Annotated in this window: 24 protein-coding genes; 14 read left to right on the top strand and 10 right to left on the bottom strand. The window is 62.5% G+C overall.

Annotated elements, in window-relative coordinates:
- Positions 1 to 303: 303 nt before the first annotated feature.
- Entirely contained in the window at positions 304 to 1,041 is a 738-nt protein-coding gene (locus ACSYDV_RS19120) for a TetR/AcrR family transcriptional regulator (RefSeq protein WP_438325505.1), read from the bottom strand.
- Between ACSYDV_RS19120 and ACSYDV_RS19115 the strand changes: the two genes are divergently transcribed.
- Together ACSYDV_RS19115 and ACSYDV_RS19110 are read left to right on the top strand one after the other, a co-directional pair.
- Positions 1,004 to 2,356: a flavin monoamine oxidase family protein gene (locus ACSYDV_RS19115; RefSeq protein ID WP_438325503.1), complete on the top strand. Its 1,353-nt coding sequence runs from the start codon at positions 1,004 to 1,006 to the stop codon at positions 2,354 to 2,356. The genes ACSYDV_RS19120 and ACSYDV_RS19115 overlap by 38 nt on opposite strands.
- Positions 2,357 to 2,498: 142 nt before the next feature.
- On the top strand, positions 2,499 to 3,128 hold the full coding sequence (locus ACSYDV_RS19110) for a tyrosine-type recombinase/integrase (protein ID WP_438325502.1): 630 nt from the start codon (positions 2,499 to 2,501) through the stop codon (positions 3,126 to 3,128).
- Between the two features lie 163 nt (positions 3,129 to 3,291).
- On the opposite strand, the gene ACSYDV_RS19105 is transcribed toward ACSYDV_RS19110, so the two are convergent.
- Positions 3,292 to 5,427, bottom strand: a complete 2,136-nt coding sequence (locus ACSYDV_RS19105; protein WP_438325501.1) for a TonB-dependent siderophore receptor — start codon at positions 5,425 to 5,427, stop codon at positions 3,292 to 3,294.
- Positions 5,428 to 5,547: 120 nt separating this feature from the next.
- The gene (locus ACSYDV_RS19100) at positions 5,548 to 6,183 is read right to left on the bottom strand and encodes a DUF4198 domain-containing protein (protein ID WP_438325500.1); all 636 of its coding nucleotides are present in this window, start codon (positions 6,181 to 6,183) and stop codon (positions 5,548 to 5,550) included.
- Positions 6,184 to 6,351: 168 nt separating this feature from the next.
- On the opposite strand from ACSYDV_RS19100, the gene ACSYDV_RS19095 reads away from it, so the two are divergent.
- Genes ACSYDV_RS19095 through ACSYDV_RS19080 form a run of 4 tightly spaced genes read left to right on the top strand, consistent with a single transcriptional unit; the run spans position 6,352 to position 10,651 of the window.
- The gene (locus ACSYDV_RS19095; RefSeq protein ID WP_438325498.1) at positions 6,352 to 8,454 is read left to right on the top strand and encodes a TonB-dependent siderophore receptor; all 2,103 of its coding nucleotides are present in this window, start codon (positions 6,352 to 6,354) and stop codon (positions 8,452 to 8,454) included.
- Between the two features lie 45 nt (positions 8,455 to 8,499).
- Complete coding sequence (locus ACSYDV_RS19090; protein WP_438325497.1) at positions 8,500 to 8,808, top strand: DUF3649 domain-containing protein; 309 nt, start codon at positions 8,500 to 8,502, stop codon at positions 8,806 to 8,808.
- Positions 8,805 to 10,367 carry a PepSY-associated TM helix domain-containing protein gene (locus tag ACSYDV_RS19085; RefSeq protein ID WP_438325496.1) on the top strand — a complete coding sequence of 521 codons (1,563 nt, stop codon included), beginning with the start codon at positions 8,805 to 8,807 and terminating at the stop codon, positions 10,365 to 10,367. Before ACSYDV_RS19090 ends, ACSYDV_RS19085 begins: the two co-directional genes overlap by 4 nt.
- A complete protein-coding gene (locus ACSYDV_RS19080) occupies positions 10,364 to 10,651 on the top strand; it encodes a DUF3325 domain-containing protein (RefSeq protein WP_438325495.1) in 288 nt (95 codons plus the stop codon). The genes ACSYDV_RS19085 and ACSYDV_RS19080 overlap by 4 nt, the downstream gene beginning before the upstream one ends.
- Positions 10,652 to 11,083: 432 nt before the next feature.
- On the opposite strand, the gene ACSYDV_RS19075 is transcribed toward ACSYDV_RS19080, so the two are convergent.
- From ACSYDV_RS19075 to ACSYDV_RS19050, 6 genes are all read right to left on the bottom strand, one after another.
- Positions 11,084 to 12,295: a tyrosine-type recombinase/integrase gene (locus ACSYDV_RS19075; RefSeq protein WP_438325493.1), complete on the bottom strand. Its 1,212-nt coding sequence runs from the start codon at positions 12,293 to 12,295 to the stop codon at positions 11,084 to 11,086.
- Positions 12,296 to 12,421: 126 nt separating this feature from the next.
- The gene (gene trmB / locus ACSYDV_RS19070; protein WP_438325492.1) at positions 12,422 to 13,153 is read right to left on the bottom strand and encodes a tRNA (guanine(46)-N(7))-methyltransferase TrmB; all 732 of its coding nucleotides are present in this window, start codon (positions 13,151 to 13,153) and stop codon (positions 12,422 to 12,424) included.
- A 71-nt stretch (positions 13,154 to 13,224) separates the two neighbouring features.
- Entirely contained in the window at positions 13,225 to 14,445 is a 1,221-nt protein-coding gene (gene metK, locus ACSYDV_RS19065; RefSeq protein ID WP_438325491.1) for a methionine adenosyltransferase, read from the bottom strand.
- A gap of 50 nt (positions 14,446 to 14,495) precedes the next feature.
- The gene (gene lnt, locus ACSYDV_RS19060; protein WP_438325490.1) at positions 14,496 to 16,139 is read right to left on the bottom strand and encodes an apolipoprotein N-acyltransferase; all 1,644 of its coding nucleotides are present in this window, start codon (positions 16,137 to 16,139) and stop codon (positions 14,496 to 14,498) included.
- A 33-nt stretch (positions 16,140 to 16,172) separates the two neighbouring features.
- Positions 16,173 to 16,577, bottom strand: coding sequence for a DUF2141 domain-containing protein (locus ACSYDV_RS19055; protein ID WP_438325488.1), 405 nt, complete (start codon positions 16,575 to 16,577; stop codon positions 16,173 to 16,175).
- Entirely contained in the window at positions 16,528 to 17,274 is a 747-nt protein-coding gene (locus ACSYDV_RS19050; protein WP_438325487.1) for a sterol desaturase family protein, read from the bottom strand. Before ACSYDV_RS19050 ends, ACSYDV_RS19055 begins: the two co-directional genes overlap by 50 nt.
- A gap of 52 nt (positions 17,275 to 17,326) precedes the next feature.
- On the opposite strand from ACSYDV_RS19050, the gene crtY reads away from it, so the two are divergent.
- The 6 genes from crtY to ACSYDV_RS19020 all read left to right on the top strand — a co-directional run bounded on the left by crtY (position 17,327) and on the right by ACSYDV_RS19020 (position 22,715).
- Entirely contained in the window at positions 17,327 to 18,478 is a 1,152-nt protein-coding gene (crtY, locus tag ACSYDV_RS19045) for a lycopene beta-cyclase CrtY (protein ID WP_438325993.1), read from the top strand.
- Positions 18,475 to 19,959 carry a phytoene desaturase gene (locus ACSYDV_RS19040; protein ID WP_438325485.1) on the top strand — a complete coding sequence of 495 codons (1,485 nt, stop codon included), beginning with the start codon at positions 18,475 to 18,477 and terminating at the stop codon, positions 19,957 to 19,959. The genes crtY and ACSYDV_RS19040 overlap by 4 nt, the downstream gene beginning before the upstream one ends.
- Before the next feature lie 101 nt (positions 19,960 to 20,060).
- Entirely contained in the window at positions 20,061 to 20,642 is a 582-nt protein-coding gene (locus ACSYDV_RS19035; RefSeq protein ID WP_438325483.1) for an LOG family protein, read from the top strand.
- Entirely contained in the window at positions 20,642 to 21,616 is a 975-nt protein-coding gene (locus ACSYDV_RS19030; protein WP_438325481.1) for a phytoene/squalene synthase family protein, read from the top strand. The genes ACSYDV_RS19035 and ACSYDV_RS19030 overlap by 1 nt, the downstream gene beginning before the upstream one ends.
- Positions 21,613 to 22,197 carry a nicotinamide riboside transporter PnuC gene (gene pnuC, locus ACSYDV_RS19025; RefSeq protein WP_438325479.1) on the top strand — a complete coding sequence of 195 codons (585 nt, stop codon included), beginning with the start codon at positions 21,613 to 21,615 and terminating at the stop codon, positions 22,195 to 22,197. Before ACSYDV_RS19030 ends, pnuC begins: the two co-directional genes overlap by 4 nt.
- Positions 22,194 to 22,715, top strand: a complete 522-nt coding sequence (locus ACSYDV_RS19020; RefSeq protein ID WP_438325478.1) for an AAA family ATPase — start codon at positions 22,194 to 22,196, stop codon at positions 22,713 to 22,715. Before pnuC ends, ACSYDV_RS19020 begins: the two co-directional genes overlap by 4 nt.
- Here ACSYDV_RS19020 and ACSYDV_RS19015 read toward each other — a convergent pair.
- Positions 22,691 to 24,235, bottom strand: a complete 1,545-nt coding sequence (locus ACSYDV_RS19015) for a class I adenylate-forming enzyme family protein (protein WP_438325476.1) — start codon at positions 24,233 to 24,235, stop codon at positions 22,691 to 22,693. The genes ACSYDV_RS19020 and ACSYDV_RS19015 overlap by 25 nt on opposite strands.
- Positions 24,236 to 24,430: 195 nt before the next feature.
- On the opposite strand from ACSYDV_RS19015, the gene ACSYDV_RS19010 reads away from it, so the two are divergent.
- The gene (locus ACSYDV_RS19010; RefSeq protein ID WP_438325475.1) at positions 24,431 to 25,954 is read left to right on the top strand and encodes an acyl-CoA synthetase; all 1,524 of its coding nucleotides are present in this window, start codon (positions 24,431 to 24,433) and stop codon (positions 25,952 to 25,954) included.
- 56 nt (positions 25,955 to 26,010) lie between these two features.
- Positions 26,011 to 26,484 (top strand): hypothetical protein, encoded by a 474-nt coding sequence (locus ACSYDV_RS19005; protein WP_438325474.1) that lies wholly within the window; start codon positions 26,011 to 26,013, stop codon positions 26,482 to 26,484.
- Positions 26,485 to 26,496 lie beyond the last annotated feature (12 nt).

The raw sequence follows: 26,496 nt of genomic DNA, 5'->3' as shown, positions 1-26,496 counted from the left end.
AGAGAATGCCCGTCTTTGGCAAGCTTGGCAGAAAGGCAGCCGACGCGGTTTTCCCGGTCGTTGCCCTGTTCGATGCAGAGCGCGTGGAGGTGCTGCGCGGGCCGCGGGAGACGCTATAAGGGAGGGGCTCTTGACGGCGCAATCCGCATCATCTTGAATAAGCACGTGGGGTTTTTTCGCCAAAAAGTGAAGGACCACTTATTGCAGGCTTGCTGGCGCGCTCCACCAGATGTCCGGTTTCGCGGTTGCCGCCGCCAAAAGTCGACAGTCTCCCAGCGGCCAAAAGGGTAAAAATGACCTAGATCATCGCAATCCTAGCAACATGGTCCTGATCGTCATGGTCTTGAGCCTTTGCGTATCGCCCCATTCATATTCGGGTATCGCGATCAGGTTATAGGCAACGCCTTGAATACAGCAGAGCAGCATTTTGCGAATCTCGTCGGGATCGGCATCGCCGATTTCTCCTCGCGCTTGCGCGTCGATGATCGCGCGGCGCATGACGTCAAGGTATCGCGCCGCGATGTCGCTTTCGACAAAATAGGGATCGCCTGAATCCTGGATCTGATCCTCGACCAGAAAGATGGCCCGGTAATCCTGCGGCCGCTCTAGCCAGAAGTCGATGTGTGCGAGGCACAGGCTCGCCAGGCCGTCTTGGAACGCGCTTTCCACATTGCTGCGATCAAGGGCGTCAATCAGGTCGGAAAAGATCTGCCTCCACAGGAAATGGAGCAGCTGCCGTTTGCCGGGGAAGAGGGTGTAGAGCGTGGAGGGCAGGCATCCAGCTTTAGCCGCCACCTTGCGCATCGAAACGCCGTCATATCCCTCTGCGGCGAACAGGTCGCGCGCCGCTGCAACGATGCGCGCGCGGCTCGCCTCGATCGTTTTTCGATCGCGCGGCGGGCGGCCGCGTCGGGGCGTTTTCGGTTCTGCGTTATCCATCGGGCTTGCTTTAAATGAACGCGTTCTATTAAAGCAAGCCCGATTGTGATGGAAGGGACGCGGAATGGTTGATTCGGAAGGCCGCTGCGACGTGGTCGTCATCGGTGCCGGGCTGTCAGGGCTGAAAACGGCGCTCGAACTGAAGCAGGCAGGCAAGAGCGTTCGGGTTCTCGAAGCGCGCGATCGTGTCGGGGGTCGATCGATGCCCGGCGAAATCTGTGGGCAAGTCGTCGATTTTGGTGGGCAGTGGGTCGGGCCACAGCAAACGCTTCTCCTAGCGCAAGCGCGAGATCTTGGGATCGATATCTGTGCCCAATATACCGAAGGCGCAAACCTGCTGAGCCGCAATGGCCTGGTGAGCCGTTTTACCTCGACGCCGAAACTTCCGTTGCCGTCGCTCGCCGAACTGGGCCTGATCGAGCGGCGCTGGCGCCGCGACATCGCGCAGCTGCCGGCAGGAACGCCCTGGCTGGCGCGCCGGGCGCGCGAGTGGGATGCGCAATCACTCGAAAACTGGACTTTGAGGAATGTGCGGACAGACGGCGCGCGCTATTTCGTGCGGACGATAGCCGGAGCGCTGCTCTGCATCGACACAAGCCAGATATCCTATCTCCATTTCCTCGAGATGCTACGAAGCTGTGGGGGGCTGGAGACGATGATCGGAGTCGAGGGCGGAGCACAGCAGGATAAGTTTGTCGGCGGTGCTTGGCAGATCCCGAAGCGGATTGCAGATATACTCGGGCCGCGGGTCGAACTGGTCAGCCCTGTGCATGCTGTCGAACAGGATGACGAGGGCGTTCGCGTCTTTGGCTCACGCGGCGTTTACCTGGCCAACCACGTCGTCGTGGCAGTGCCACCCGTTCTCGCCTCGCGCATTCACTTCACACCGGGGCTGCCTGCGCGACGGGCAGGGCTGATGCAGCGGATGCCGATGGGTGCGGTCATCAAGGTTCATGTGGCTTATGATGCACCATTCTGGCGTCGGCAAGGGCTGAGCGGCTCGGCGGTCAGCGGGGATCGCCATCTCGGCACAGTTTTCGATCAGTCGCTCGCTGACGACGGGATCGGTGTGCTGGTCGGGCTGATCGAAGCCCGCCACGCGGTGGCAATGAGCATGCTCGATCCAGACCAGCGCCGCTCGGCGGTTATCGACGACCTCGTGCATTATTTCGGACCCGAGGCAGCGCGACCAGTTGGTTATGTCGAGCAGGATTGGTTGACGGAACAATGGTCGCTCGGGGGCTATGCGGCCCACATGCCGCCCGGCGTCATGACAGGCTACGGCGATACGCTGCGTCAACCATGTGGGCGCGTCCACTGGGCCGGAACCGAGGCTGCTACTGAATTTCCAGGTTATCTCGAAGGTGCGTTGCGAGCCGGCGTCCGCGCTGCAGAAATCCTCCGCCAAGTCGATTGACGCGCTTCTCGTTGAGGGGGTCGACCAACGGTCCGGGAGCCGCTTTTCATTTTTCCGCCGAGATGCAGACTGTTCGCTGTTGGCCGATCGGCTTGACCCGAGCGTTTCGCTTTTTGGCCATTTTGGCCGCAGGAGAACGATCATGGGTAGGTCCGAATTCGACTATTTACCTGCGCGACTGGCGTGGAACGCCGGTCGAAAGGTTGGCGCAAAACGGCCGTTAAAACCACGGCAAATTTGGGCAATTCGTTTTCATTTGGATCGCGAGCATCGGCTTCGAGACAGGGCGCTTTTCGATCTTGCGATCGATAGCAAGCTGAGAGGCTGCGATCTTGTGAAGATAAAGATCGGCGACCTTGTAGCCGGCGGTGAGTTGCGAACGCGGGCGATGGTGATCCAACAGAAGACCAGTCGACCAGTTCAGTTCGAAATCATGTCCGATGCTCGCGGGAGCCTCCTTGCTTGGCTCGAACGTCGCGGCGGATCGATCGAGGACTACGCGTTCCCGAGCCGCATCGATCACTCAGCGCATATGAGCACGCGACAATATGCGCGCCTCGTTGACGAATGGGTCACCGCGGTGGGCCTCCGGAGTGAAGACTATGGGACGCATTCGTTGCGCAGAACAAAGGCGTCGATCATTTACAAGGCGACCGGGAACTTGCGCGCCGTGCAGATATTGCTCGGACACACCAAGATTGAAAATACGGTGCGATACTTGGGCGTCGATGTTGAAGATGCGTTGACCTTGGCGGAAGGCATTGAAGTCTAACCAGCAAATCGCGGCATCCTGGGGAGCGAGCGTTCTAACTCGTGGCGGTACGTCCGCTCTCTTTGTTTGGTTACCGAAAGCAGACCGTCTCCAACCGGCCACAGTCAGCGGTGAGCGTTCCGCCGCCAGCAAGGAGGCAGCGGTGCCTAGGAGGAGGCGCTCCTCAGAAGGCATATTTCAGCGTCACCCGCCCGTTGCGCGGTTCGCCGTAGACGAAGCCCGGGAACCAAACGTTGCCGCTGAAGAAGCGCTTGTCGAACAGGTTGTCGACATTGACTTGCAGCGACAGCGCCTCGTTCAATTCGTAGCGCGCCATGATATTGGCAATCGCATAAGCGGGCTGGCCGATCCGTTCCTCAACGCCGGAGCCGGGATTGACGGCGGTCACAGGGGGGCGGCTTTCCCATTTGACTGCGCCGCCGAGGCTCAGCCCTTCAAGCGTGCCGGCAAAGTCATAACGGGTCGCAAAATTGAACGCCCGGCGCGGCTGGTGCGCGAGCACATGCGCGCCGTCAGCGTCTTTTGCGCTATAGTCGCTCCACCCGGCGCTGACGTCCCATTGCGGGGTGATCTTGCCTACGATTTCCAGCTCATATCCCTTCGCGACGGTTCCCTTCATGCCGCGGTAGGCCTGGATGGGCGTGCCGGGGATCAGGCCGTCGGCAACCGCCAGATTATCTTGCTTGATGCGATAGACCGACGCCGTCGCGAGCAGTTGGCCGTCGAGCAACAAGGCTTTCAGGCCGGCTTCGTAGTTCGTGCCTTCAAGCGGGTCGATCAGATGGTTGTTGCGGTCGCGCAGATCGCCCTGTGGCTTGAAGATATTGGTATAGCTCGCATAGGCGGACAGATTGTCGGTGAGGTTGTAGACCAGTCCGACATAAGGCGTGATCTGCCCCTTGTACGACAGGATGTAGGGCGAGCTGTACAGGCTCTCATGTTCGTTACGCTTGTAATAGCTGAGCCGTCCGCCGCCGATGAGCTTCAGCCCGCCGATCAGGTTGATCCGCGTCGAAGCATACGCCGCGGCCTGCGTTGTGTTGCCGAACCCCGACATGTCGTAGCGGTCGCCCCATTCGGGCTCGGCAAGCCGGCCGTCGAAGCTGTTGAAATCGGCGATCGGGTCGATCTCAACCGGATCGCGGTTGGTCCAGCCGTCGTTGACGCGGCTGGCCATCGCGCCGAACGCGAGATCGTGCCGGCCGCCGAGGAAGGTGAAGCTGCCACTAGTCTGGATGCTGCCATGCCACTGTTCGGGACTGGTCTTGTACCAGTAACCATAGGTGCTAACGCCCGCGCCGGTAACGCTGTCGGGCAGGCCGTCGAGCCACAGCAGCTTCGAATTCTCAAGCCCCTTGTGATAGCCGAGGTCACCGCGAATTTCCCAGTCGCCGCCCAGTTTGTGCTTGAGCGTAGCGAAAGCCGAAATCTCGGTCGTGTTCCAGAGCCCCCAGTCGGTGCCGGTGGTCTTGGACCGTGGCCAGTCGGTGCGCGTGCCGTCGCTGTACCAATAGGGCAACTGTGCCCATAAGATCCCGCCGCGCTCGTCGCGCTGGTAGCTGGCGCCGATCGAAAGGGTGGTGAGGTCGCCCAGATCGGCATCGATCACGCTATAGAGGAGGAGGCCCTTCTTCTTTTCGAGATTGACGAAGCTGTCCTGCGTAAAGGCTTGGGCAACCGCGCGTGCGCGCACCGTGCCCGCTGCATTGAGCGGCGATTGAATGTCGAGGGTGGCGGAGAAGCGGTCCCACGAGCCGACCTCAAGGCTGACGTCGCCTTCAAATTCGCTTGTCGTCGCATGTTTGCGGATCAGGTTGACGACCGCCGACGGGTCGCCGGCGCCCTGCATCAGGCCGGCGGCGCCGCGCACCAGATCGACCCGCTCATATTGCGCGGTGCTGGTCTCGCCAAAGCCGACATTACCATTTTGGAAGGGCGCACCGTCGAGCTGGAAATTCTGGACTTCGAAGCCACGCGCAGTGATCGCGCTGCGTCCGCGATCGATATCCTTCTTGGAAATACCGACGGTGAAGTCGAGTGCCTCGTTGATCGTATTGAACCCCTGATCGCGAATCTGCTGCTGCGTGATGACGCTGATCGTCTGCGGGGTTTCAAGCGGAGAAAGCGGAAGGCCGGTCGCGGCGGTGGGCTGGTCGGTTCGGCCATAGCCCGTCACCACGATAGCGTTTTCCGTGTCCTCTTCGGATGATCCCGACGGCTCGATTTGCTGCGCATGCAGCAGCGCAGGGGCGGAAAGCAGGGCGGACCCCATGAGCATCAGACGAGATGAAAGGCGCATTATTTTCCCTTTGAATGACTTGGGATTCGGACGCGACCGTGCAAACTCCGCGGCCGCCCGCATGAGGCGACCGGCCTTCAGGCTTCCGATATCGGTACGGCTGTCGGGGCGGCCCGAAGGCTAGTTCGCGACAAAAGTGAGCGTCGATACGTGAATGGTCTTGTCGACGGTCTTCCCGCCGAGCGTGCGAGCGCCGCCAACGTCGTGCGAGGTCGAGAGCAGATAGCGCCCGCCGCCGGTCACCGGTACGTCGATCCGGCCCTCACCATCGGCGGCGAAACTCTTCTGCCACCGGTCGGCATTCACAACCGTGACCTTCGCACCCGAAAGCGGTTTGCCCTGCCAAAGCACCCTGAAGCTGTTGCTGTTCGCAGCGATCGGGACGATTTCCAGGTCAAGCTCCTGACGCGTCTCGGCTCGTCCGGCGCGCGCGTAATAAATGACGCCTTCCCATTTGCCACCTTCGCCTTCCCATGGTGCGAAGACATTATCGTCGACGAGGCGGACGTCGCCGCTGCCCGAAATCGCAGCTTCGATATGGTTTGTGCGGCGAACGAGCGGAGCCGATTCACCAAGCAGTTTCGGTGCCTTGAGGTTCGGAAACTCTGGGTCGCCAGCTTCGGGAACGATGTCGGCGGGCTCGCCGAGATAGATGCGTGCCGAGCCGCTCCCGTCGCGTTCCATCCACACCTCATGTGCCATCGCAGGTGACGCGAGGAAGCTGAAGGCCATTAAGGCGGCGATTATTTTGTTCATTTGGCATCCTCTATCTGAAAGCAATTTTGGGTTTGGAACGCTCGATTCTTGCTCGTTCGGGCAGGGCCAAGGTCGGGTGACCTAATACATTGCAGGGTTGCTATTGCGACTCGTTCTCTATAGCCGCCGGCGCCTAGTTAAGACCGAGTCGCAAAAAAGGGAAGCGCCATGAATCTTCGAACAGCCGCCCTCTGCGGGGTAACCGCGCTGGCAATCGCCGCGAATCCGGCGTGGGCGAACGATGGTGCGGCTTTGGCCGTCGGGTCAGATATCGAGTCCGCCGCCGAAATCGATGCAGACGCGGGACAGGATGTGATCGTCGTGACCGGCTATACTGGCACCAAGACGGATACCGCGCTGCTGGAATTGCCGCAGCCGATCAAGGTCATCACCGCCGAGCAATATCAGGCGCAGGGCGCGATCAGCATCAGCGACACGGTGAAATATGCCGCCGGTGTCCTCGCCAATCCTTATGGCCGCGATACCCGCGTCGACGGCTTCAACGTCCGCGGCCTCGATGCGCTGCAGTTCCGCGACGGCATGCGCGACATCTTCTCATATTATGCCTCGATCACCTCGGACCCGTATAATTTCTCTCGCGTCGAGATCGTCCGCGGGCCAGCCTCGGTGCTCTTCGGCCAAGGATCGATCGGCGGCCTCGTCAATCTTGTCAGCAAGACGCCCGACTTCACCACGCGCGGCGAAATAAACCTCGTCTATGGCAGCTTTGATCGCAAGGAAGTGCTCGGCGACGTCAATCTCGCGCTCGCCGACAATCTCGCCGTCCGCTTCGTCGGCCGCGCGCGCGACGCCGACACCTATGTCGATCATGTCCCAGACGACCGCGTTATGTTTGCGCCCTCGATCCGCTGGCAACCGACGCCGGATACCGACATCGTGCTGAGCGGCCTCTATCAGGAGGATGATACCGGATCGACCTCACAATTCCTGCCGATCATCGGCACTTTCAGGCCGAATACGGTTGCTGGCGAGCAGCTCGGCCAATACACGTTCGTCGGCAAAGCGGGTTGGGATCGCTATGCAGGCCGCTCGCTTCAGGGTGGGGCATCGATTACGCAGCGCTTCTCGGACAATGTGAAGCTCAACCTCAAGGCGCGCTATATCGACAGCGACCTTGAATATAATACCCATTATGCCGACAGCTACACCAACCCGCAGGATCCTTTCTCGGTCTACGGCACCGATGGGCGCACCATCGGCCTGATCGCCGACGCCAGCGACGCGCGGATGAATGTCTTCTCGACCGACAACAATCTCCAGTTCAATTTCAACACCGGCACCAATATCGAGCACAAGCTGCTCGTCGGCATCGATTATAGCTGGAACAAGGTCGGCAAGCGCTATGCCGGGGGAGGCGAACTCGTCGACCTTTACGACATCGATTATGATGCGCTGACGACCTATGATCCCACCGGCCCCTTCACCACCGAAAGCCAGAAGCAGCTCGGCGTCTATGTCCAGGACCAGATCCGTTTCTTCGACCGCGTCTCGGTCGTGCTGGGCGCGCGCCGCGACCGCGTCACCGGCTCGTCGGGCCAGAAAGACAATGCCACAACCTTCCGCGCAGGGATCATCGGCGAAATCGGCGCCGGCATCTCGCCGTTCATCAGCTATACTGAAAGCTTCCTGCCGGTCGCCGGCCGCATCGACAATGGCGACGGCACCTTCGGCGATCCCTATCGGCCGCAGACCGGCACGCAATATGAAGCGGGCATCAAATGGCAGCCGACGCCGAACACGCTCGTCACCGCCACTGCGTTCAAGATCAAGGAGCGCAACCGCGTCCTCTATCTCGCCGCCGGCGGTACGACCCAGTCGGGCGAACTGAACACCAAGGGTTTCGAGATCGAGGCCAGTCACACGCTGCCCGGCAATTTCGAGCTGCTCGCCAACTACGGCTATTCGAAGCTCAAGTCGGAAACCAATACCAGTCTCGATTACATGCCGCGTCACACCGCGTCGTTCTGGACCACCAAGACCTTCGGCCTCGTCGATGAAGCGCAGCTGCGCTTGGGCGGCGGCGTCGTCTATAGCGGCAAGAGCGTCTCGACCAGCCCGGTGTGGTCGATCGTTACGCCCTCGCGCACGACGGTCGACGCATTGGCAGAGATCAACTGGAACAACTGGCGCTTCGCAGTCAACGCGACGAACCTGCTCAACAACAAGTATTTTGCCTCCTGCCTCGCGCGCGGCGACTGCTTCGTTGGCGCTCCGCGTAATGTGATGGGAACCATAGGCTATCGATTCTGATCTCGGGCTATTGAGAGTCAGTCGCAATTTTGCGATAGGGGCAGCATGAGCAGGGCAGTCGAAATTTTGCGCGGCTCAGTTTGGCGCGATGTCGCTGCGCGTGCGCTGGCCGCCGTGCCATTGAACTATGCCGTGACCAGTGCGCTGACTATGCTGATCGCGCGGCTTTTGCCCGGCGGCGCCCAGCAGGCATCGGTCGGCGCGACGCTTCTGTCCTTCCTCATCTTCGCGGGCGTTGCGATGACCGCATTCGCCGTGCGCTCGGTGTTGCGGCTGTGGGTTGGCTTGATCACGACCGGCGTCGCCGCAGGGCTTGCCGATTGGTGTCTCATCGCGTGGGGAGGCCGCTTATGAAGAACGGTTTTCGGCAATCGATGGCATGGCTCCACACTTGGACCGGCCTGTTGCTCGGCTGGCTGCTGTTCGCAATCTTCGTCACCGGCACTTCATCCTATTTTCAGGAAGAGATTACCGCATGGATGACGCCCGAGGTGCGCAGCGTTCCGGCGGACGGTCCGAAAAGCTTTGCCGCGGCCACACGCTGGCTCGAGCGCGAAGCGCCGGGCGCCAGCGAATGGTCGGTCTATTCAGCAGGCGAGCGCACTGCGGGCCTGCAACTTTATTGGGTTAACGGTCCCGATGCGCTTGCCGACGCGCCTACCGATGCCCGGCTGGACGGGGCGGGGCGGAAGACGGACGCACGTAAAACGGCAGGTGGGGATTTTCTCTACCGCTTCCATTACAACCTTCATTATATCAACTGGTACTGGGCGCGCTGGATCGTCGGGATCGCCGCAATGGCGATGCTCGTCGCAATCTTCTCCGGCATCGTCACCCACAAGAAGATCATCGCCGACTTCTTCCTGCTTCGTTTGGGGAAGGGCCAGCGGAGTTGGCTCGACGCCCATAATGCGTCGAGCGTGCTCTTCCTGCCGTTCATCCTGATGATCACATACACCGGGCTGGTGAGCCTCGCGACTCACTATATGCCGTGGGGAATCGCCGCCAACTATGCCAGCGAAGAAAAGTTTTTTGAGGCGACTTTCCCTTGGCCAACTCCGGCTGAAAAGGCGGGGGAAGCGCCGCTGACCGCCGTCGCACCGCTGGTCGAGCGCGCCGAGCGGTCATGGGGCGCCGCCGCCGGAAGTATCCGGATTCTCAACCCAGGCGACCGGACGGCGCAGGTCATCGTGTCGACGGCGCCCGACGCGAGCCTGTCGGTCCGACCGCGGTCGCTTACGTTCGACGGTGTGAGCGGGAAGCTGGTTTCGGCGCACAATCCGTCGGGCGCCGCGACGGCGACCGAAGGCACGATGATCGGACTGCACGCAGGCCGGTTCGCCAGCGGTGTGCTGCGAACCCTCTATTTCCTCTCGGGCGTTGCTGGCTGCGTCATGGTCGCCTCAGGTCTCATCCTGTGGACGGTAAAGCGCCGCGCCAAATTGCCCGATCCAGGTCGCCCGCATTTCGGTTTTCTAGTCGTTGAAAAGCTAAATATCGGCACGATTGCCGGGCTGCCCTTCGCAATGGCGGTCTATTTCCTCGCCAACCGCTTCTTGCCGCTTGAAGGCGAGGGGCGGAGCGACCGAGAAATCTCGGCGTTTTTCATAGCGTGGGGCGCGGTTTTCATTTGGTCGGCGGCTCGACCGTCGCGGCGTGCGTGGATTGAGACGCTCGCGCTGACAGCCGCGTCCTTCGCCTCGATCCCGATCGTAAACGCGCTCACGACCGATCGTTCTCTGGTTGCCAGCCTGGTCGGCAGGGACTGGGTCTTTGCGGGCTTCGATATGACTATGCTCGTCGTTGCCGCCGCCTTCGGTTGGGCAGCTTCGAAGGCACTGCGTCAACCGACGGGCCTGAGAATGACGAGAGGCAAACCTCCGACAAGATCGCCCGCGACGGAGGTCGCATGACCCATCTGCTTCTCCTGTTCCTTGCGACCTTGGGTTTCGGCCTGCTTTGCCTTTCACGCGAGCGGCACCAACGCGATTTGATAGACCGCAAGCTCGCCAAGAAAACCATGAAATATGCGCGGTGGATCGGAGCCTCGCTCCTTGCTCTTGCATTTCTGCTCGCCGGCAACCGCTTGGGATGGGCCGTCGGCACGCTTGAATGGTTGGGTCTGTCGAGCAGCGGGGCGCTGATGACGATGATCATCCTTTCGCGCCGATCAAGACGCGTTTCGTCGCGGCGCTGACGGAACCGACGAAGCCTGAGTTTATTTCAGTCCCTGTCGTCCGCTATTGTCGATCCTTGAGTGAAAGCTGGCCGGCCATAAGCCTATGCAGCATTCCGACGAATCTTAAGGTGTACGACGAAGCCGAACGACTTGCGATGATGTTCGAACAGGCTGTCCATACCGGACCATTCCTAGCGATGGCGCGGTGAATGCTCAGGCACGAGTGAATTGCGCTTAGACCGCGCTCATTCGGCATTGTACATCGCGGGTTATAGTTGGATGCACTCGACCGCGCCTTTGATCCGGATTAGCCGAGAGCCGCTCCAAATCAATCTCCGGCCATCTACCGGGCCTTTGATGGCAGCTCAGGCTCATTTCTCGCTAACAGCTGCCAGTCTGCCGTCGGCCAGAAGGGGCCAAGTCATCGAAACCTCTTGAACGCGTACGGGCTTAAAACTCGGCCTGGTTCAAGAAGATCGCCTCGAGATAGTCATTCCACAACCGCAAGGCCTCGATCTTTTCGGGCTTCCAATCGTGGCGTTGATAAATGCCCGCCACCCCGGCCCGCGAGCCGCCAACATGGTTTAATATTGCTTCAGTGACCTCGAACCGGACACCCAGCCGTTGAAATCCGGTTGCGACAGTTCGGCGCAGATCGTGCAGGCGCCAAGGGGCAATCGGGTTGCTGCCGTCACCCTCGATCAGGCTGTCGAGCTTGAGCTTGCCTTTAGCGAATCCTGAGAAAGCGGCGCCGGATGAGGTCGCGAATGTTCGTCCGCGTTTCGGCCAGTTTTCTCCGCCTGCTATCTTGTCGCACTCCGCTATCGCGAGATCATTGAGGGGAATGTAGTTGGGCTCGCCATTCTTGGTTCGCTCACCGGGTAACGTCCACATCCGCGCTTTGCGATCAAGCTCAGCCCAACTGAGCCCCGACACTTCCTCGCGGCGTTGTCCGGTTGCTATCAGCAGGCGGACAATAGGCCCGAAACACGGATGCGCTTGTGGAGCCGCATTCCATATGCGCGGCAATTCCGAGTCACTTAACCAACGATCTCGCGGTTTGACCGCTTTTGGCGTCTCCATTCCTTCCATCGGGCTGATTAGGATGTCGCCGCGACTGACCGCCCAACGAAAGAGACGTCGCGCAACCGCAAATACGTTACGTCGGTTGGCAATCTGCTCTTTTGGAATCTGATCCATCGCAATGACGATGTCGAACCGTACAATCTGTGGCAGCGCCTTGTTGCCAAGCGCTGGAATGAGATGAAGTCGAAGCGAGCGTTCAACTAACGTCCGCCAGCCTTTACCTGTGCATGATTGTGCAAAGCGACTGGCGTAGGCCGCAAATGGTAGCTCGACTGCTTCCCGCCGTCGTTGCTTCTCCAGGTCGACTGGATTGCGGCGCTGCCGGACAAGAGTGCAAATCCGCACTGCCTCCATTCGAGCTGTTGCCGCGGTCCATGGCGAACCGTGGCGGCCGATCGTGTAGCGTTGGGTCTTCGCTTCCCGGCCACCCATTCGGTATTGGAAGATGTAGCTCTTCGCGCCCGACGGCGTGACCCTCACGCCAAAGCCTTTGAGTTCGTCGTCCCAAAGGAACGACGCCGCCGATTCGGCCTGAAGGCGGTCGACCGTTTCCTTGCTGATTCTGCCTGTCGCCATGTGTTACCTCAGCCGTGATCTTACAATCACTCGGAAATCACCATAGCGGAAATGGTGGCGCGCAACAACGTACGATTGTCGCATAAGCAATTATAAATAAGCCGAAAATTCTACGTTATCGTATCCCTATTTACGCTTCCAGCGAAAATACCAGACCTCATGCCCCTGCGTGCGCGCCTTGGCTTCATAGCGGGTTTCGGGCCAGCCGCCGGGGCGGACGAGAAAATCCTGTGAATCCTTGGCCAGCCATTCGAACTGATGACGGTGGCGACGCATCACCATCAGCGCGTGCGCGACATAGATGGGATGATCGGTTCCGAAACGAAATTCGCCGCCGGGCTTGAGCTTGGCCGCGATCAGGTCGAGCGGACCGTCGTTCATCATCCGCCGCTTGGCATGGCGCGCCTTGGGCCAGGGATCGGGGTGGAGCAGATAGGCGAAGCTGAGCGCGCCGTCGGGAATGCGGCGTAGCACCTCCAGCGCATCGCCATGATGGATGCGGACATTGCCGAGCGGCAAGCGCTCGCCCCCCTTTTTAGCGAGATGGGGATCGCCGGCGACGTGGACCAGCGCCTGTGCAACGCCGTTGATAAAGGGTTCGGCGCCGATGAAGCCATGATCGGGCAGCATGTCGGCGCGGCCGGCCATATGCTCGCCGCCGCCGAAGCCAATCTCGAAATGCAGGGGGCGGTCGTAACCGAAGAGTGCCTCGGCGGTGACGTCGCCTTCATCGGGCACGGCGATCTGCGGCAGCAGATTGTCGATGAGATCCTGTTGACCCGCGCGCAGGGGCTTGCCCTTCGAACGGCCGTACAGGCGGTTGATCGTCGTGGGGTCGCCGGGTTTATGTGCAGTCATGCGGCGGGCATTAGCCGCGAGGCCGGGCGGCGGCAACCCGCCACCCGGCCTGATGCAGCATCAAATCTGCCTCAGGTGGCGAGTGCGGCCTTCAACTGATCGACCAGATCGGTGCGCTCCCACGGGAAAGCCTCGCCGGTCGCCGTGCGGCCGAAATGGCCATAGGCTGCGGTCTGCTTGTAGATCGGTTTGTTGAGGCCGAGGTGGGTACGGATGCCCTTCGGCGTCAGGCGCACGAGCTGTGGAATCGCGGCCTCCAGCTTGCCTTCGTCGACATTGCCCGTGCCGTGCAGATCGACATAGATCGACAGTGGCTCGGCGACGCCGATGGCATAGCTGAGCTGGATCGTGCAGCGGCGCGCGAGGCCCGCAGCGACGATATTCTTGGCGAGGTAGCGCGTGATATAGGCGGCCGAACGATCGACCTTCGTCGGGTCCTTGCCGCTGAATGCGCCGCCGCCGTGCGGGCTTGCGCCGCCATAGGTGTCGACGATGATCTTGCGGCCGGTCAGGCCGGCGTCGCCGTCGGGACCACCGATTTCGAAACGGCCTGTCGGGTTGATGTGATAGACGGTGTTCGCGGTCAGCAGTTCGGCGGGCAGAACGTCGGCGATCACGCGCAGCACATAGTTGCGCAGCTCGAGATATCTCGCTTCGTCGCCTTCGCCATTGTGGAAGAAATAACCCGGTGCATGCTGGGTCGATACGACGATCGCGGTTGCCTCGACCGGGCGTTCGTTGGCGTAGCGCAGCGTGACCTGGCTTTTGGTGTCAGGCTCGAGGAAAGGCGCGTTGCCCGCCTTGCGGTCGGCCGCCATGCGTTCGAGGATCTTGTGGCTGTAGTCGAGCGTAGCGGGCATCAGATCAGGGGTCTCGTCCGACGCATAGCCGAACATGATGCCCTGATCGCCGGCGCCTTCGTCCTTGTCGCCGCTTTCATCGACGCCCTGCGCGATATGCGCCGACTGGGCGTGGAGATTATTCTCGAAGCGGAAGGTTTCCCAGTGAAAGCCGTCCTGTTCATAGCCGATTTCGCGAACGGTGTTTCGCACCGTGGCTTCGATTTCCTCCAGCGCGCCGGGCGCCCACTCGCCGTTCTCGAACACGCCCTTGCAGCGGATTTCGCCGGCGAGGACGACAAGCTGGGTGGTGGTCAGCGTCTCGCACGCGATGCGGGCTTCGGGGTCCTTCGACAGAAACAGGTCGACGATCGAATCGCTGATCTGGTCGGCCACCTTGTCGGGGTGTCCTTCGGACACGCTTTCGGAGGTGAAGAGGAAGCTGTTGCGCATAGAGAGCCTTTTGTGAACCGATATAAAGGAAGCTTTATGTGACCGGGCTGTTAGCGTCCGCGCCGCCGAAAGGCAATGCCCAGCGCGAGCAACAGCAACGCAAATCCGACGGGCAGCATGTTGCCGAAGCGGGCGAACAATGTCGGAGCATGCGGCGGCGGCAAGCTGGTGTCGATCCGCCCGGCCTGATGCATCGGCAGCGATTTGAGTATATGGCCGTCGGCGTCGATCACCGCGCTGATCCCGGTGGGGGTCGCGCGCACGACGGGCAGGCCTTCCTCGATCGCGCGCAATCGCGCCTGCGCCAGATGCTGCGGCGGGCCCCACGCGCCGAACCAGGCATCGTTCGACGGGTTGAAGATGAAATCGGGGCGGTTCGCGCGGTCGACGACCTGACCCGAAAAGATGATTTCGTAACAGATTTGCAGGCCTATCCGGCCGAATGCGCCGAGGTCGAGCGTAAGCGGTCCCGGGCCCGGCCAGAAATCGATATCCCCGGGCGCGAGGCGCGACAGGCCGAGTGCCGAGAGCAGGGGGCGCATCGGCAGATATTCACCATAGGGAACAAGATGCGCCTTGTCGTAGCGGGGGCCGAGCGTGCCGTCGGGATGGACGGTCATCGCTGCATTCCGCGCGCCGACGACGTCGCCCGTCTTGTCAAGTTCGAGCTTCAGCGCGCCGAGCAGCATGAGGTCGCCCGGATTCATCAGATCGGTCAGTCGCCCGCGCGCCTCGGCGGGTGAGCGGTCGTAATAGACCGAGGGGTAGCCGGTTTCGAGATAGTCGGGGATCGCCGCCTCGGGCCACAGAATCAGGCGCGGCTTGTCGTTTTTGGACTTCGTGAGCCGCGCGAGTTTCGCGAAATTGGCGTCGGCTTTTGCGCCGACCCATTTGTCCTGTTGTCCGACATTGGGCTGAACGATGGTGATCGCAGTTCGGTCATCCGCGGGCCCTTTGTTCCGGACGGCGGCATCGACATTGTCGCCCAATTGCACCAGCGATGCGGCGCCCCATGCGACGAACAGCGTGCCGAAAAGGGCGAGGGCGGCGGCGCGGCGGCGATAGCAGGCGAGCAGCAGAATGGCGGCCGCGATGAAGACGAGGCCGCTGGTGCCATAGGTTCCGATCCAGCGCGACGGCGCCGCGAACCAGGGCACCGCGATCACGCTCAGGGGATTCCATGCAAAGCCGGTGAAAAGCCAGCTGCGCAGCCATTCGGTCAGCGTCCATAGTGCAGCAAAGGTCAGGGCGAAGGAAAGGGTCGCGTTGGCAAGGGCAGGGGCCCTCGGCGTCATGCCGCCGGCGGCCACTGCCTTCACAGGTTTGACGAATTTGGCCACCGCCCACGTACCCCATGCGGCGAGCGCCGGGTAAAGGGCGAGAAACAGCGACAGGAGCACGACCGCGATCCAGCCGAGCCATGCCGGCATCGCCGCCTGATAGGTGAAGGCGGTCGCGATCCAGCTTAACCCTGCCGCGAAATGGCCGACCCCGAACGCCCAGCCGGTGCCGAAAGCGCGCCAGCCGCGCGGGGCGCGTACCACCAGCGCCATCCAGCCGGCAAACGCAAGCAAGGTCAGCGGCCAGAGGTGGAGCGGCGCGAAGCCGGTCGCCGAGACGAGGCCCAGGGCGAGGGCCAACAGCTTTGGCCAGCGGTCGGCGAAAGCGGCGATGCGGGAGGAGTTCGCGGTCACGGGCGATGCTTTAGCCGGGCGTTCTTCCGCTCACTAGAGCATATATTTCATACGGATCGTCTGATGCGTATCGCCTGCCACCGCAAAGCTCGCCGATTTGAAGCTGGGCGGACCGACGGTGATCGTCGGATTGCGCGAAAAGCCGAAGCCCTCCTTGGGTAGGAAGATCGCGACGTCCATCTTGTTGTTGCTGTTTTCATCATGAACGACGGCGATCGCATAAGTCCCGGTTGCGGGCGCGGCGATCCTGAAATTTCCCGCATTTTCGGCCTTTACCGCCATCCGCACCGACGTCTTGTCCTTGCTGCAATCGGGAAAGGCCCTGGGGTTGGTGGTCAGGCACACCAGCAGCTGGCCCTTCATGTTGCGCAGCCCGGTGACGCTGACTTCAACCTTCGGCGGCGGGGTGTTCGCGGTCAGCAGCGGCAAAGCGGCCAAGGCCCAGATCGGTGCCGCACGCTTTGTCCCAGAAACGGAAATAGAGCCCATAATTCCCTCGGTAAGCGGCGTGATGCTGCTGATGGTGCGTTGCGGTTATCAGCCAGCGGCCCGCTGGTCCATGGACCAGCGCACGCGGAAACATTTCCCACCCCATATGATTGCCAACCCCCATGATGGTCATGATCGTGAGGATAAGGCCGAGCATCGCGACATGGATCGGGATCAGGAAGACAAGTGCGGGGATGACGACGGCGCCGGTCACCGCCTCGACGGGATGGAAACTCATCGCCGCCCATGCGGTCGGCGGGCGGCTGTCGTGATGGACCGCGTGCGCGATGCGAAACAGCGCGGGACGGTGCATCCAGCGATGCGTCCAGTAAAACCACGTGTCGTGGATGAGCAGATAAGCGAAGAGGCTGACCGGCAGATACCAGATCGGAAAGGCATCGAGGTCGGTATAGATGCGCGTCCAGCCATGTTTTTGCCATCCCCAGGCGACGATGCCTGCGGGGACGCCATAGATGGCGGCGCTCGCGAGGCTCCATCCGATCTCGCGCCGCATCTGCGGTTCGAGTCCGCGATAAAGGCCGGGGTGCTTCATTTTTGTAGCAAACGCAAAGGCGCCGCTGCTGATCAGATAACGCACGCCGACAATGGCGGTCATCGCGAGCGTCGAGAAAAGCAAAGCGGCCATGCACGAAGCGATAGCGGTTGCGCGTTCGCGCGGCTAGGGCTGGTGCATGGCCGTGCCCGACCTTTTACCCTGCGATATAGCGATTGTCGGTGGCGGACTGGCCGGCGGGCTTGCTGCGCTGGCCTTTGCGGCGAAGCGACCCGACCTCGATGTGCGGCTGGTCGAACCCGGCCCGATCGGCGGAAATCATATCTGGTCCTTCTTCGACAGCGACATCGCCCGCGGCGACCGCTGGCTGGTCGCGCCGCTCGTCCGGCATCATTGGGGCGAATATGATGTCGCCTTCCCCGGGCATCGCCGCACGCTGAAGATGGGTTACAAAAGCATCACCGGCGAAGCGCTCTCGGCTGCGGTTGCTGCGGCGCTGCCGGCCGAACATATCATCGCCGACCGCGCGAAACATGTCGCGCCCGATCATGTGTTGCTCGCGCGCGGCGGGCGGCTGTCGGCAAGGCACGTCATCGATGCGCGCGGGGCGGCCAAATTTCCGACGCTCGATTGCGGCTGGCAGAAATTTGTCGGGCAGGCGTTGACGGTCAGCGGCGGGCACGGTGTTGCGCATCCGACCGTCATGGATGCGACTGTCGAACAGCTGGACGGTTATCGCTTCGTCTATCTGCTCCCGCTCGATGCCGAGACATTGTTCGTCGAGGATACATATTACAGCGACGACGCCGATCTGGACGTCGCGGCGGTTCGCGAGCGGATCGCGGCCTATGCGGCCGCGCGCAATTGGAACGTCGCGGCGGTGACGCGCGAGGAGACGGGGGTGCTGCCGGTGGTGATGGCGGGCGATTTCGACCGCCTGTGGCCCCCCTCTGACCGCACCGCGCGGATCGGAACACGCGCCGGGGCCTTTCATGCGACGACCGGCTATTCGCTGCCCGACGCGGTGCGGACGGCTTCGGCATTGCCTGCCCTCGCTGGGCGCGCCGATCTGGCTGCGGCGTTGCGCGATCGCGCGGCGGCCGGGTGGCGGCGTCAGCGTTTCTATCGTATGCTGGGCGCCATGCTGTTCCGCGCCGCCGAACCCGCAGAGCGGTATCGCATTTTTGCGCGCTTCTATCGCCTGTCTTCCGGGCTGATCGCGCGCTTCTATGCCGGACGATCGACACGCGGCGACACATTGCGCATCCTGACGGGCAGGCCGCCGGTGCGGGTCGGCCGTGCGATTGCGGCGCTTTCGAAATTCGACTGGAAATGAGTCGCAGCGCGATTGTTATCGGCGCCGGCTTCGGCGGCCTCGCGCTGGCGATCCGGTTGCAGTCGGCGGGCGTCGCGACGACGATCGTCGAGGCGCGCGACCAGCCCGGCGGACGGGCCTATCATTGGAAGCGGGACGGTTTCACCTTCGACGCCGGGCCGACGGTGATCACCGATCCGCCGTGCCTGGAGGAGCTGTGGGCGCTCAGCGGGCAGGACATGGCCGCCGATGTCGATCTGGTCCCGGTCATGCCCTTTTACCGGCTCAACTGGCCCGACGGGACGAATTTCGATTATTCGAACGACGAAGCGGCGCTGCGCGCGGAGATTGCGAAACTTCATCCCGCCGACGTCGCGGGGTACGACCGCTTCCTCGAATATTCCAAGGGCGTATATGAACAGGGCTATGTGAAGCTGGGGGCCGTCGCCTTTCTGGATTTTACGTCGATGATCCGGGCTGCACCGGCGCTGATGAAATATCAGGCGTGGCGCAGCGTCTATTCGGTCGTGTCCTCCTATGTAGCCGATGAACGGCTGCGGCAGGCGCTGTCCTTCCACAGCCTGCTCGTTGGCGGCAATCCGATGACGACGAGCGCAATTTATGCGCTGATCCACACGATCGAGAAGGACGGCGGCGTCTGGTTCGCGCGCGGTGGCACCAATGCGCTGGTTACGGGCATGACGGCGCTGTTCGAACGGCTTGGCGGGACGCTGCGCCTCGGCGATTCGGTGACGAAAATCGAAACGGCGGGGGATCGGGCGACCGGGGTCACGACGGCGAACGGGTGGCAGGGCGATGCCGACATGGTCGCGTGCAACGGCGACCTGATGCACAGTTACAAGGCGCTGCTCGCCGAGCATCCGCGCGGCAGGAAGGTCGCAAAAAGCCTGGCGCGCAAGCGCTGGTCGCCGTCGCTGTTCGTCGTCCATTTCGGGGTGAAGGGCGATTATCCCGACATCGCGCACCACAGCATATTATTCGGTCCGCGCTACAAGGGCCTGCTCGACGATATCTACCGGAACGGCGTCGTGCCCGATGATTTCTCGCTCTATCTCCACCATCCGAGTGCGACCGACCCCGCGATGGCGCCGCCGGGCCATGCGGGCTTCTATGCGCTCGCACCGGTCGCGCATCTGGGCAAGGCGCAGGCCGATTGGGATGGCGCATTCGGCGCGCAATTCGCCGATGCGATACTGGAAGAGGTCGAGCGGCGCGTTTTGCCTGGGCTTCGCGGGAAGCTGGTCGCCCGTTTCCACTATACCCCCGCCGATTTTGGCCGCGACCTGTCGGCGCATCTGGGCAGCGCGTTCAGCCTTGAACCGCTATTGTGGCAGAGCGCGTGGTTTCGCGCGCATAATCGCGACGATGTGATCGACAATCTCTATTTCGTCGGCGCGGGGACGCATCCGGGGGCGGGTATTCCGGGCGTTGTCGGCAGCGCGAAGGCCACGGCGGCGTTGATGCTGGAAGCGGCCGACTGATTGATTCGGGCCGTTTCGGGTGAAGCCGCGAAAGCCATTGGGTGGCGAATTGGCGCAGCATGTCTCGACTTCGCGCGACACGAACGGGTAAGGGAGGCTTTATGAAACGTCTTGCCGTCTATTGCGGGTCCGCGACCCCTGCCGATCCGATCTATATGGAAACCGCGCGCCACGTTGGCCGCACGCTGGCCGAACGCGGGATCGGCGTCGTCTATGGCGGCGGCCGGTTGGGACTGATGGGCGCGGTCGCCGACAGCGCATTGGAAGTCGGCGGCGAAGTCATCGGGGTGATACCCGACGCGCTCGTCGGGACCGAGGTCGCGCATCGCGGCTGCACCGAACTTCATGTCGTGTCGGGAATGCACGAGCGCAAGCGCATGTTCACCGACCTGTCGGACGGCTTCCTGACCATCCCCGGAGGGGTCGGGACGATGGATGAGTTGTGGGAAGCGATCAGCTGGGCACAGCTTGGCTATCATGCGAAGCCCGTCGGATTGCTCAACGCCGCCGGTTTCTACAATGATCTCATCGCCTTCAACCGCAAGATGATCGACGTCGGTTTCATTCGCCCCGCACACGCCGGCATCATGGTCGTCGATGCCGGGATCGACGAGTTGCTCGACAAGATGGCGGCCTATGAACCGCACGCCCCCATTTTCGCGATGAAGGCCGACGATCTGTAATGACGGGGGAGGGTGTCTATGATGCGCATGCCCTCCATGGTTTCGCGCACGACAGCATCGCGCGCGGATCCAAAAGTTTCGCACTGGCGAGCCAGTTGTTCGATCGCATCACGCGCGAACGCGTATGGCTCCTCTATGCCTGGTGCCGTGCCGCCGACGACCTGACCGATGGACAGGACCATGGCGGGACGATGCGCGAGGGGCATGATGCAAGCGTCGCGCTGGAGCGCATCCGGTCATTGACCGATGCGGCCTTCGCAGGGCGACCGACGGGCGAGGCGGCGTTCGACGCGCTTGGTATGTTGCTGACCGACGTCGCCATTCCGCGCGCGGTGATCGACGATATTATCGCGGGCTTCGCGCTCGATGCCGACGACTGGCGCCCGCGCAGCGAGGCCGACCTGCTGCGTTATTCCTATCATGTCGCGGGAGCGGTCGGGGTCGCGATGGCGCTGGTGATGGGGGTGGACCCGGCCGACGAGACGACGCTCGACCGCGCGTCGGACCTTGGTATCGCCTTCCAGCTTGCCAATATCGCACGCGATGTGGCCGAGGATGCCGCCGCCGACCGCTGTTATCTGCCGGTCGAATGGATGGTCGAACTCGATATCCCGCCGGGGCAGCACATGCATCCGGCATTTCGTTCGCGCTTGTCGGTGATGGCAAAATGGCTGTCCGAAATGGCTGAGGAATATGAAGCGTCGGCGCGCTGGGGCGCGCGCAAGCTTCCGCCGCGCAGCCGCTGGGCGGTGCTCGCGGCGACGGGCATCTATGGCGATATCGCGCGCGAGGTGCGTGCGCGGGGCGACCATGCGTGGGATCACCGTGCCGGCACGTCGCGGATGAGCAAGCTCGGCTGGGTCGCGCGCGCCGGCTGGTCGGTGCTGCGCCGCCCGCCGCAGCGGCGGATCAGCCGCGAGGGATTGTGGGTGCGGCCAAGGTACGTCGAACCGGGCGACGGGGCCGATACATGAGCGAACTCGAGTGGGCCGCCGCCGCGCTGGTGCTGGTCAATGTTGCGCTCGTCGCGCGGCGCAGCGTCTGGAATTATCCCTTCGCGCTTGTCGCGGTCAGCCTCTACGCGATCGTATTTTACGAGGCGCGGCTCTACAGCGACATGCTGCTTCAGGGCTTTTTTTTCGCGCTCAATCTTTATGGCTGGACCAACTGGCAGCGCGCGCGCGCCGACAGCGGCGTCCCCGTCGGATGGATGACGGCCCGCGATCGCTCGCTATGGGCGTGCGCGACCATCGCGGCGTGGCTGGCGTGGAGCTTTGGCATGCATCGCTTCACCGACGCGGCGGCGCCATGGGCCGATGGCGCGATCGCGATGGCAAGCATCGCCGCGCAATGGCTGCTTGCGCGCCGGCGGGTCGAAAGCTGGTGGCTGTGGATCCTCGTCGACCTGATCGCCGTTCCGCTGTTCGCCTGGCGCGGGCTTTATGCGACGAGCGCGGTTTATGTGCTGCTGCTCGGCATTTCGATCGCCGGGCTGATCGAGTGGCGGCGCGCGGCGTCGCGCGTCGAGGCGCTGCGGGAAGGGCTGGCGGCATGACGCGCCATATCTGTCTTCACGGTGCCGAAAGCACGGGCAAGTCGGCGCTGACGCCGCGGATCGCCGCGCGATTGGGCGGACTGGTCGTCCCGGAATATGGCCGCGCCTATTGCGAGGCGCATGGCACCGACCTCGAAGCCGACGACCTGCGCGCGATCTTCCGCGGCCATGTCGCGGCGACGCAGATGGCCTTGGCGCGCAGGCCGGCGTGGCTGATTTCGGACACCGACCCGCTGATGACGCAGGCGTGGGCGGTGATGCTGCTCGGCCAGCGCCTGCCGGAGATCGAGGCGTGGGGCGACGTCGCCGACCTGTATCTGGTCCCGGCGATGGACTTGCCATGGGAAGAGGACGGGACGCGGCTGTTCGGCAGCGATCTTGCGCGGCGCCAGTTCATGGACGTCGCAATCGGCGAGCTCGAGCGCCGCAAACTGCGCTGGGCGTGGGTCGAGGGCGAAGGCGACGCGCGCCTTGCGAGCGCGCTTGCGGCGATTCAGGCGGCCGACTTCACCGAATAGGCGTCGCGCAATTCGCGCTTCAGCACCTTGCCGATCGGGCTGCGCGGCAATTCGCCAACCACGGTAATCGCGCTCAGCCGCTGCGTCTTGCCGACCTTGGCATTGCAGTCCGCACGCACGGCCTCGGCATCGGCGCCATCCTTCAGCACGACGAACGCGACGGGGGTTTCGCCCCATTCATCGCTCGGCATGCCGACGACCGCCGCTTCGACCACGCGCGCGTCGGCCAGCAATATGCCCTCCAGATCGCTGGGGTAGATGTTGAAGCCGCCGGAAATGATCATGTCCTTGGCGCGGTCCATCAGGGTCAGAAAGCCGTCCGCGTCGATGCGGCCGATGTCGCCGTGGCGATAGAAGAGATTCCCGTCGCCATCGTACCAGTGCATCGCCTTGGTCGCGTCGGGGCGGTTGTTATAACCCGTCATCATGGCGGGTGAGCGGCCGACGATTTCGCCGACCTCGCCCTGCGGCAATTCCTTGCCGTCTTCGTCGATCACCTTGGCGACATGGCCGGGCGCGGGCTTGCCGACGGTGTGGAGCCGGTCGGGAAAATGATGCGCCTCGAGGATGAAGGTCGCGCCGCCCTCGGTCAGGCCATAGATTTCGACGAGCCCGCCCGGCCAGCGCGCGAGCACATCGGCCTTGAGCGACGCGGCAAAGGGCGCCGAGGTGCAATATTTCACGACGAAGCTGGTGAGGTCGAAGTCGCCGAAATCCTCCAGCGCCATGATGCGGCGATATTGGACCGGGACCAGCATCGTATTGGTCGCGCGTTCGCGCTGCGCCAGTTCGAGGAAGCCGCGCGCGTCGAATTTCTTCATCAGCACGACCTGCCCACCCGATCCGAGCGTGGGCAGGAAACTGGCCATCGTCGTGTTCGAATAAAGCGGGGTCGAGAGGATCGTCACGGCTTTGGGGCCATAGGCGGGGGCGCCGCGAAGAATATGTTGCCAGCGCATCGCGTGGCTGTGGACGATGCCCTTCGGCGTACCCGTCGTGCCCGATGAATAGATGATGTTGAAGCCGTCGAGCGGATCGATCGTGACGGGAGCCGGGGTGCTGCCCTCGGGTGCGATCCACCCGTCGAGCGGGGTTCCGGCGTCGCTGCCGTCGATTGCGATGCGATCGGGTTCGGTGACATTCTGCCCGGCAATGCTCGCGGCGGCGCCCGCGTCGAGGAACAGGTGGCGCGCGCCGGTGTCGGCGATCATCGCCGCCATTTGTTCGCCCGTCGCGCTGTTGGTGATCAGGCCTGCGACTCCGCCGGCGCGCAGTGTGGCGAGGATGACCGCCATCTGCTCGACGCTGTTCAGTCCGGCGACGGCGGTGCGATCGCCCTTTTGAAAGCCATCTTGCTGCAATCGTGCTGCAATCCGGTCCATAAGCATGTCCAGTTCGGACCAGCTCAACCGCCGTTCGGCGTCCGCCGCGGCGATGTCGGCGGGGCGTTCGCGGGCGTAAGCGCGGATCAGGTCGGGCAGGGTGGCGAAGTCGCTGTCGAGCATTTCGATACTGGTCATGGCCAAAACGTAGCACAGGCGCGCCGGGGCGCAATGGCGGCCGCGCCAGGATCGAGTGCAATTTCGTCTGCCTCATGCTGATGATGGAGAAGGGGCAGGGCTGTGTTTTGCGCGCGCACCCGTCTTGACCAACAGTTTCAACTCGCTACTCATCTGCGGCACAACGAAAACAACTTCCCCGGAGATGATGGCCCGATGCACCCTTCTGTTTACGCCCGCAGTACCCCTGACAAGCCCGCGATCATCGTCGCCGAAACGGGCGAAGCGATCAGCTATGGCGAGTTGGAGGGGGCATCGAATCGCGCCGCTCAGCTGTTTCGCAAACATGGGCTGGGGCATGAAGATGTCGTCGCCTTCATGCTCGAAAACACCCCGCATTATTATGCGCTGACTTGGGGCGCACAACGCGCCGGGCTGCGTTATGTCTGCATTTCGTCGCGGCTGACGCAGGACGAGACCGATTATATTCTGGAAAATTCCGGGGCGAAAATCCTGATCGTCTCCGCCAGCCTGGCCCCGGCCGCGCTGCAACTGACCACGCAGATCGAACGCTTCTCGATGGGCGGCGATATCCCCGGCTGGCCGAAGATCGAGGACGCGCTGGCCGAAATGCCTGCGACACCGATCGCCGACGAACGTGCCGGGGTCGATATGCTCTATTCGTCGGGGACCACCGGGCGGCCCAAGGGCGTGCGCGTGCCGCTGCCTGAAGATCCCGCGATCGATGCACCGAACAGCCTGGTCATGCTGGCCTCGGCCGCGTTCGGTATCAACGCCGATAGCGTCTATCTGTCGCCGGCACCGCTCTATCACGCCGCACCGCTGCGCTGGTCGATGACCATCCATCGGTTGGGCGGAACGGTTGTTCTGATGAAGAAATTCGATCCCGAGGCCGCGCTCGCCACGATCGAACGCTTTGGCTGCAACAGCGCCCAGTTCGTGCCGACCCATTTCGTCCGCATGCTCAAACTGCCCGATGACGTCCGCGCCAAATATGACGTGTCGACGATGAAGGGCGCGATCCATGCCGCGGCGCCGTGCCCGGTGCCGGTGAAACAGGCGATGATCGACTGGTGGGGGCCGGTGCTGCTCGAATATTATGCCGGGTCCGAAGGCAATGGCATGACCTTTGCCACCAGTCCCGACTGGCTGGCGCACAAGGGTACGGTGGGACGCGCGATCAGCGGCGTGCTGCACATTGTCGGCGACGACAATGAAACCGAGCTGCCGGCGCGTCAGGAAGGCGCGGTATTCTTTGAGAGCGAACAGCTTTTCGAATATCATGGCGACCCCGAAAAAACCGCGTCGAGCCGCAATGCCAAGGGCTGGTCGACGCTGGGTGATGTGGGCTGGGTCGATGAAGAGGGTTTCCTCTATCTCACCGACCGCAAGAGCTTCATGATCATTTCGGGTGGGGTGAATATCTATCCGCAGGAGATTGAAAATCACCTCGTCACCCATCCCAAGGTCGCCGACGTCGCTGTGATCGGCGGTCCGCACGAAGAAATGGGCGAGGAAGTGATCGCGGTCGTCCAGCCCGCCGACATGGCCGATGCGACCGACGCGCTGCGCGACGAACTGATCGCCTATGCGCGCGAGAAGCTGTCGGGAGTGAAAATTCCGCGGCGGATCGACTTCCTCGAAGCCCTGCCGCGCCACGACACGGGCAAGCTATACAAGCGCCTGCTGCGGGATCAATATTGGAAGCCGGCGAATTGACCGCGCGAGTCGGCGACGGATCGACAGCCCGTCGCCCTGACGTTGGAGGGATGTTCATGAACAAGGCAATGATGACGGCGGCGATCATGCTCGCCGTGGGATTGGCGGGCTGCGGCAAAAAAGACGCCCCGCCGGCCGAAGACAAAGTGTCGGTCGATACGATGGCGGCGCCCGCCGCGCCCGTCACGCCAGCGGCGATTCCGATCGATCCCGCGAAGCCCAATGCCTGCGACCGGCTGGGCGACGTCAAGCTGGCGGCGGCGATCGACAAGGCGACGAACACGTTGAAGGTCAGCGGCACTGCCAATGCGCCGCAACTCGGTTATGCCGTTGCGCTTCAGGCGGGACCGCTGGACAAGATGAATCCGCCGAATCAGGTCGTTCTGCTGCGTGCCAATGCACCGGCCGCGGGGGGCGCCGCGGTGGAGCCGGTTCCGCTCAGCCTCGATATCGCGAACGCACAGCCCGCCTATAACTCGGTTCGGGTCGTCTGCCCGGGCGTCAAGGATATCGAACTCAAGGTCGGCTGAGCCGAAACAGCG

Origin of the sequence: Sphingopyxis selenitireducens, assembly GCF_051550705.1 — a bacterium.
Lineage (GTDB): Bacteria > Pseudomonadota > Alphaproteobacteria > Sphingomonadales > Sphingomonadaceae > Sphingopyxis.
Note: the sequence above shows the minus strand (reverse complement) of the source record. Positions and strands in the feature narration are given on the sequence as shown.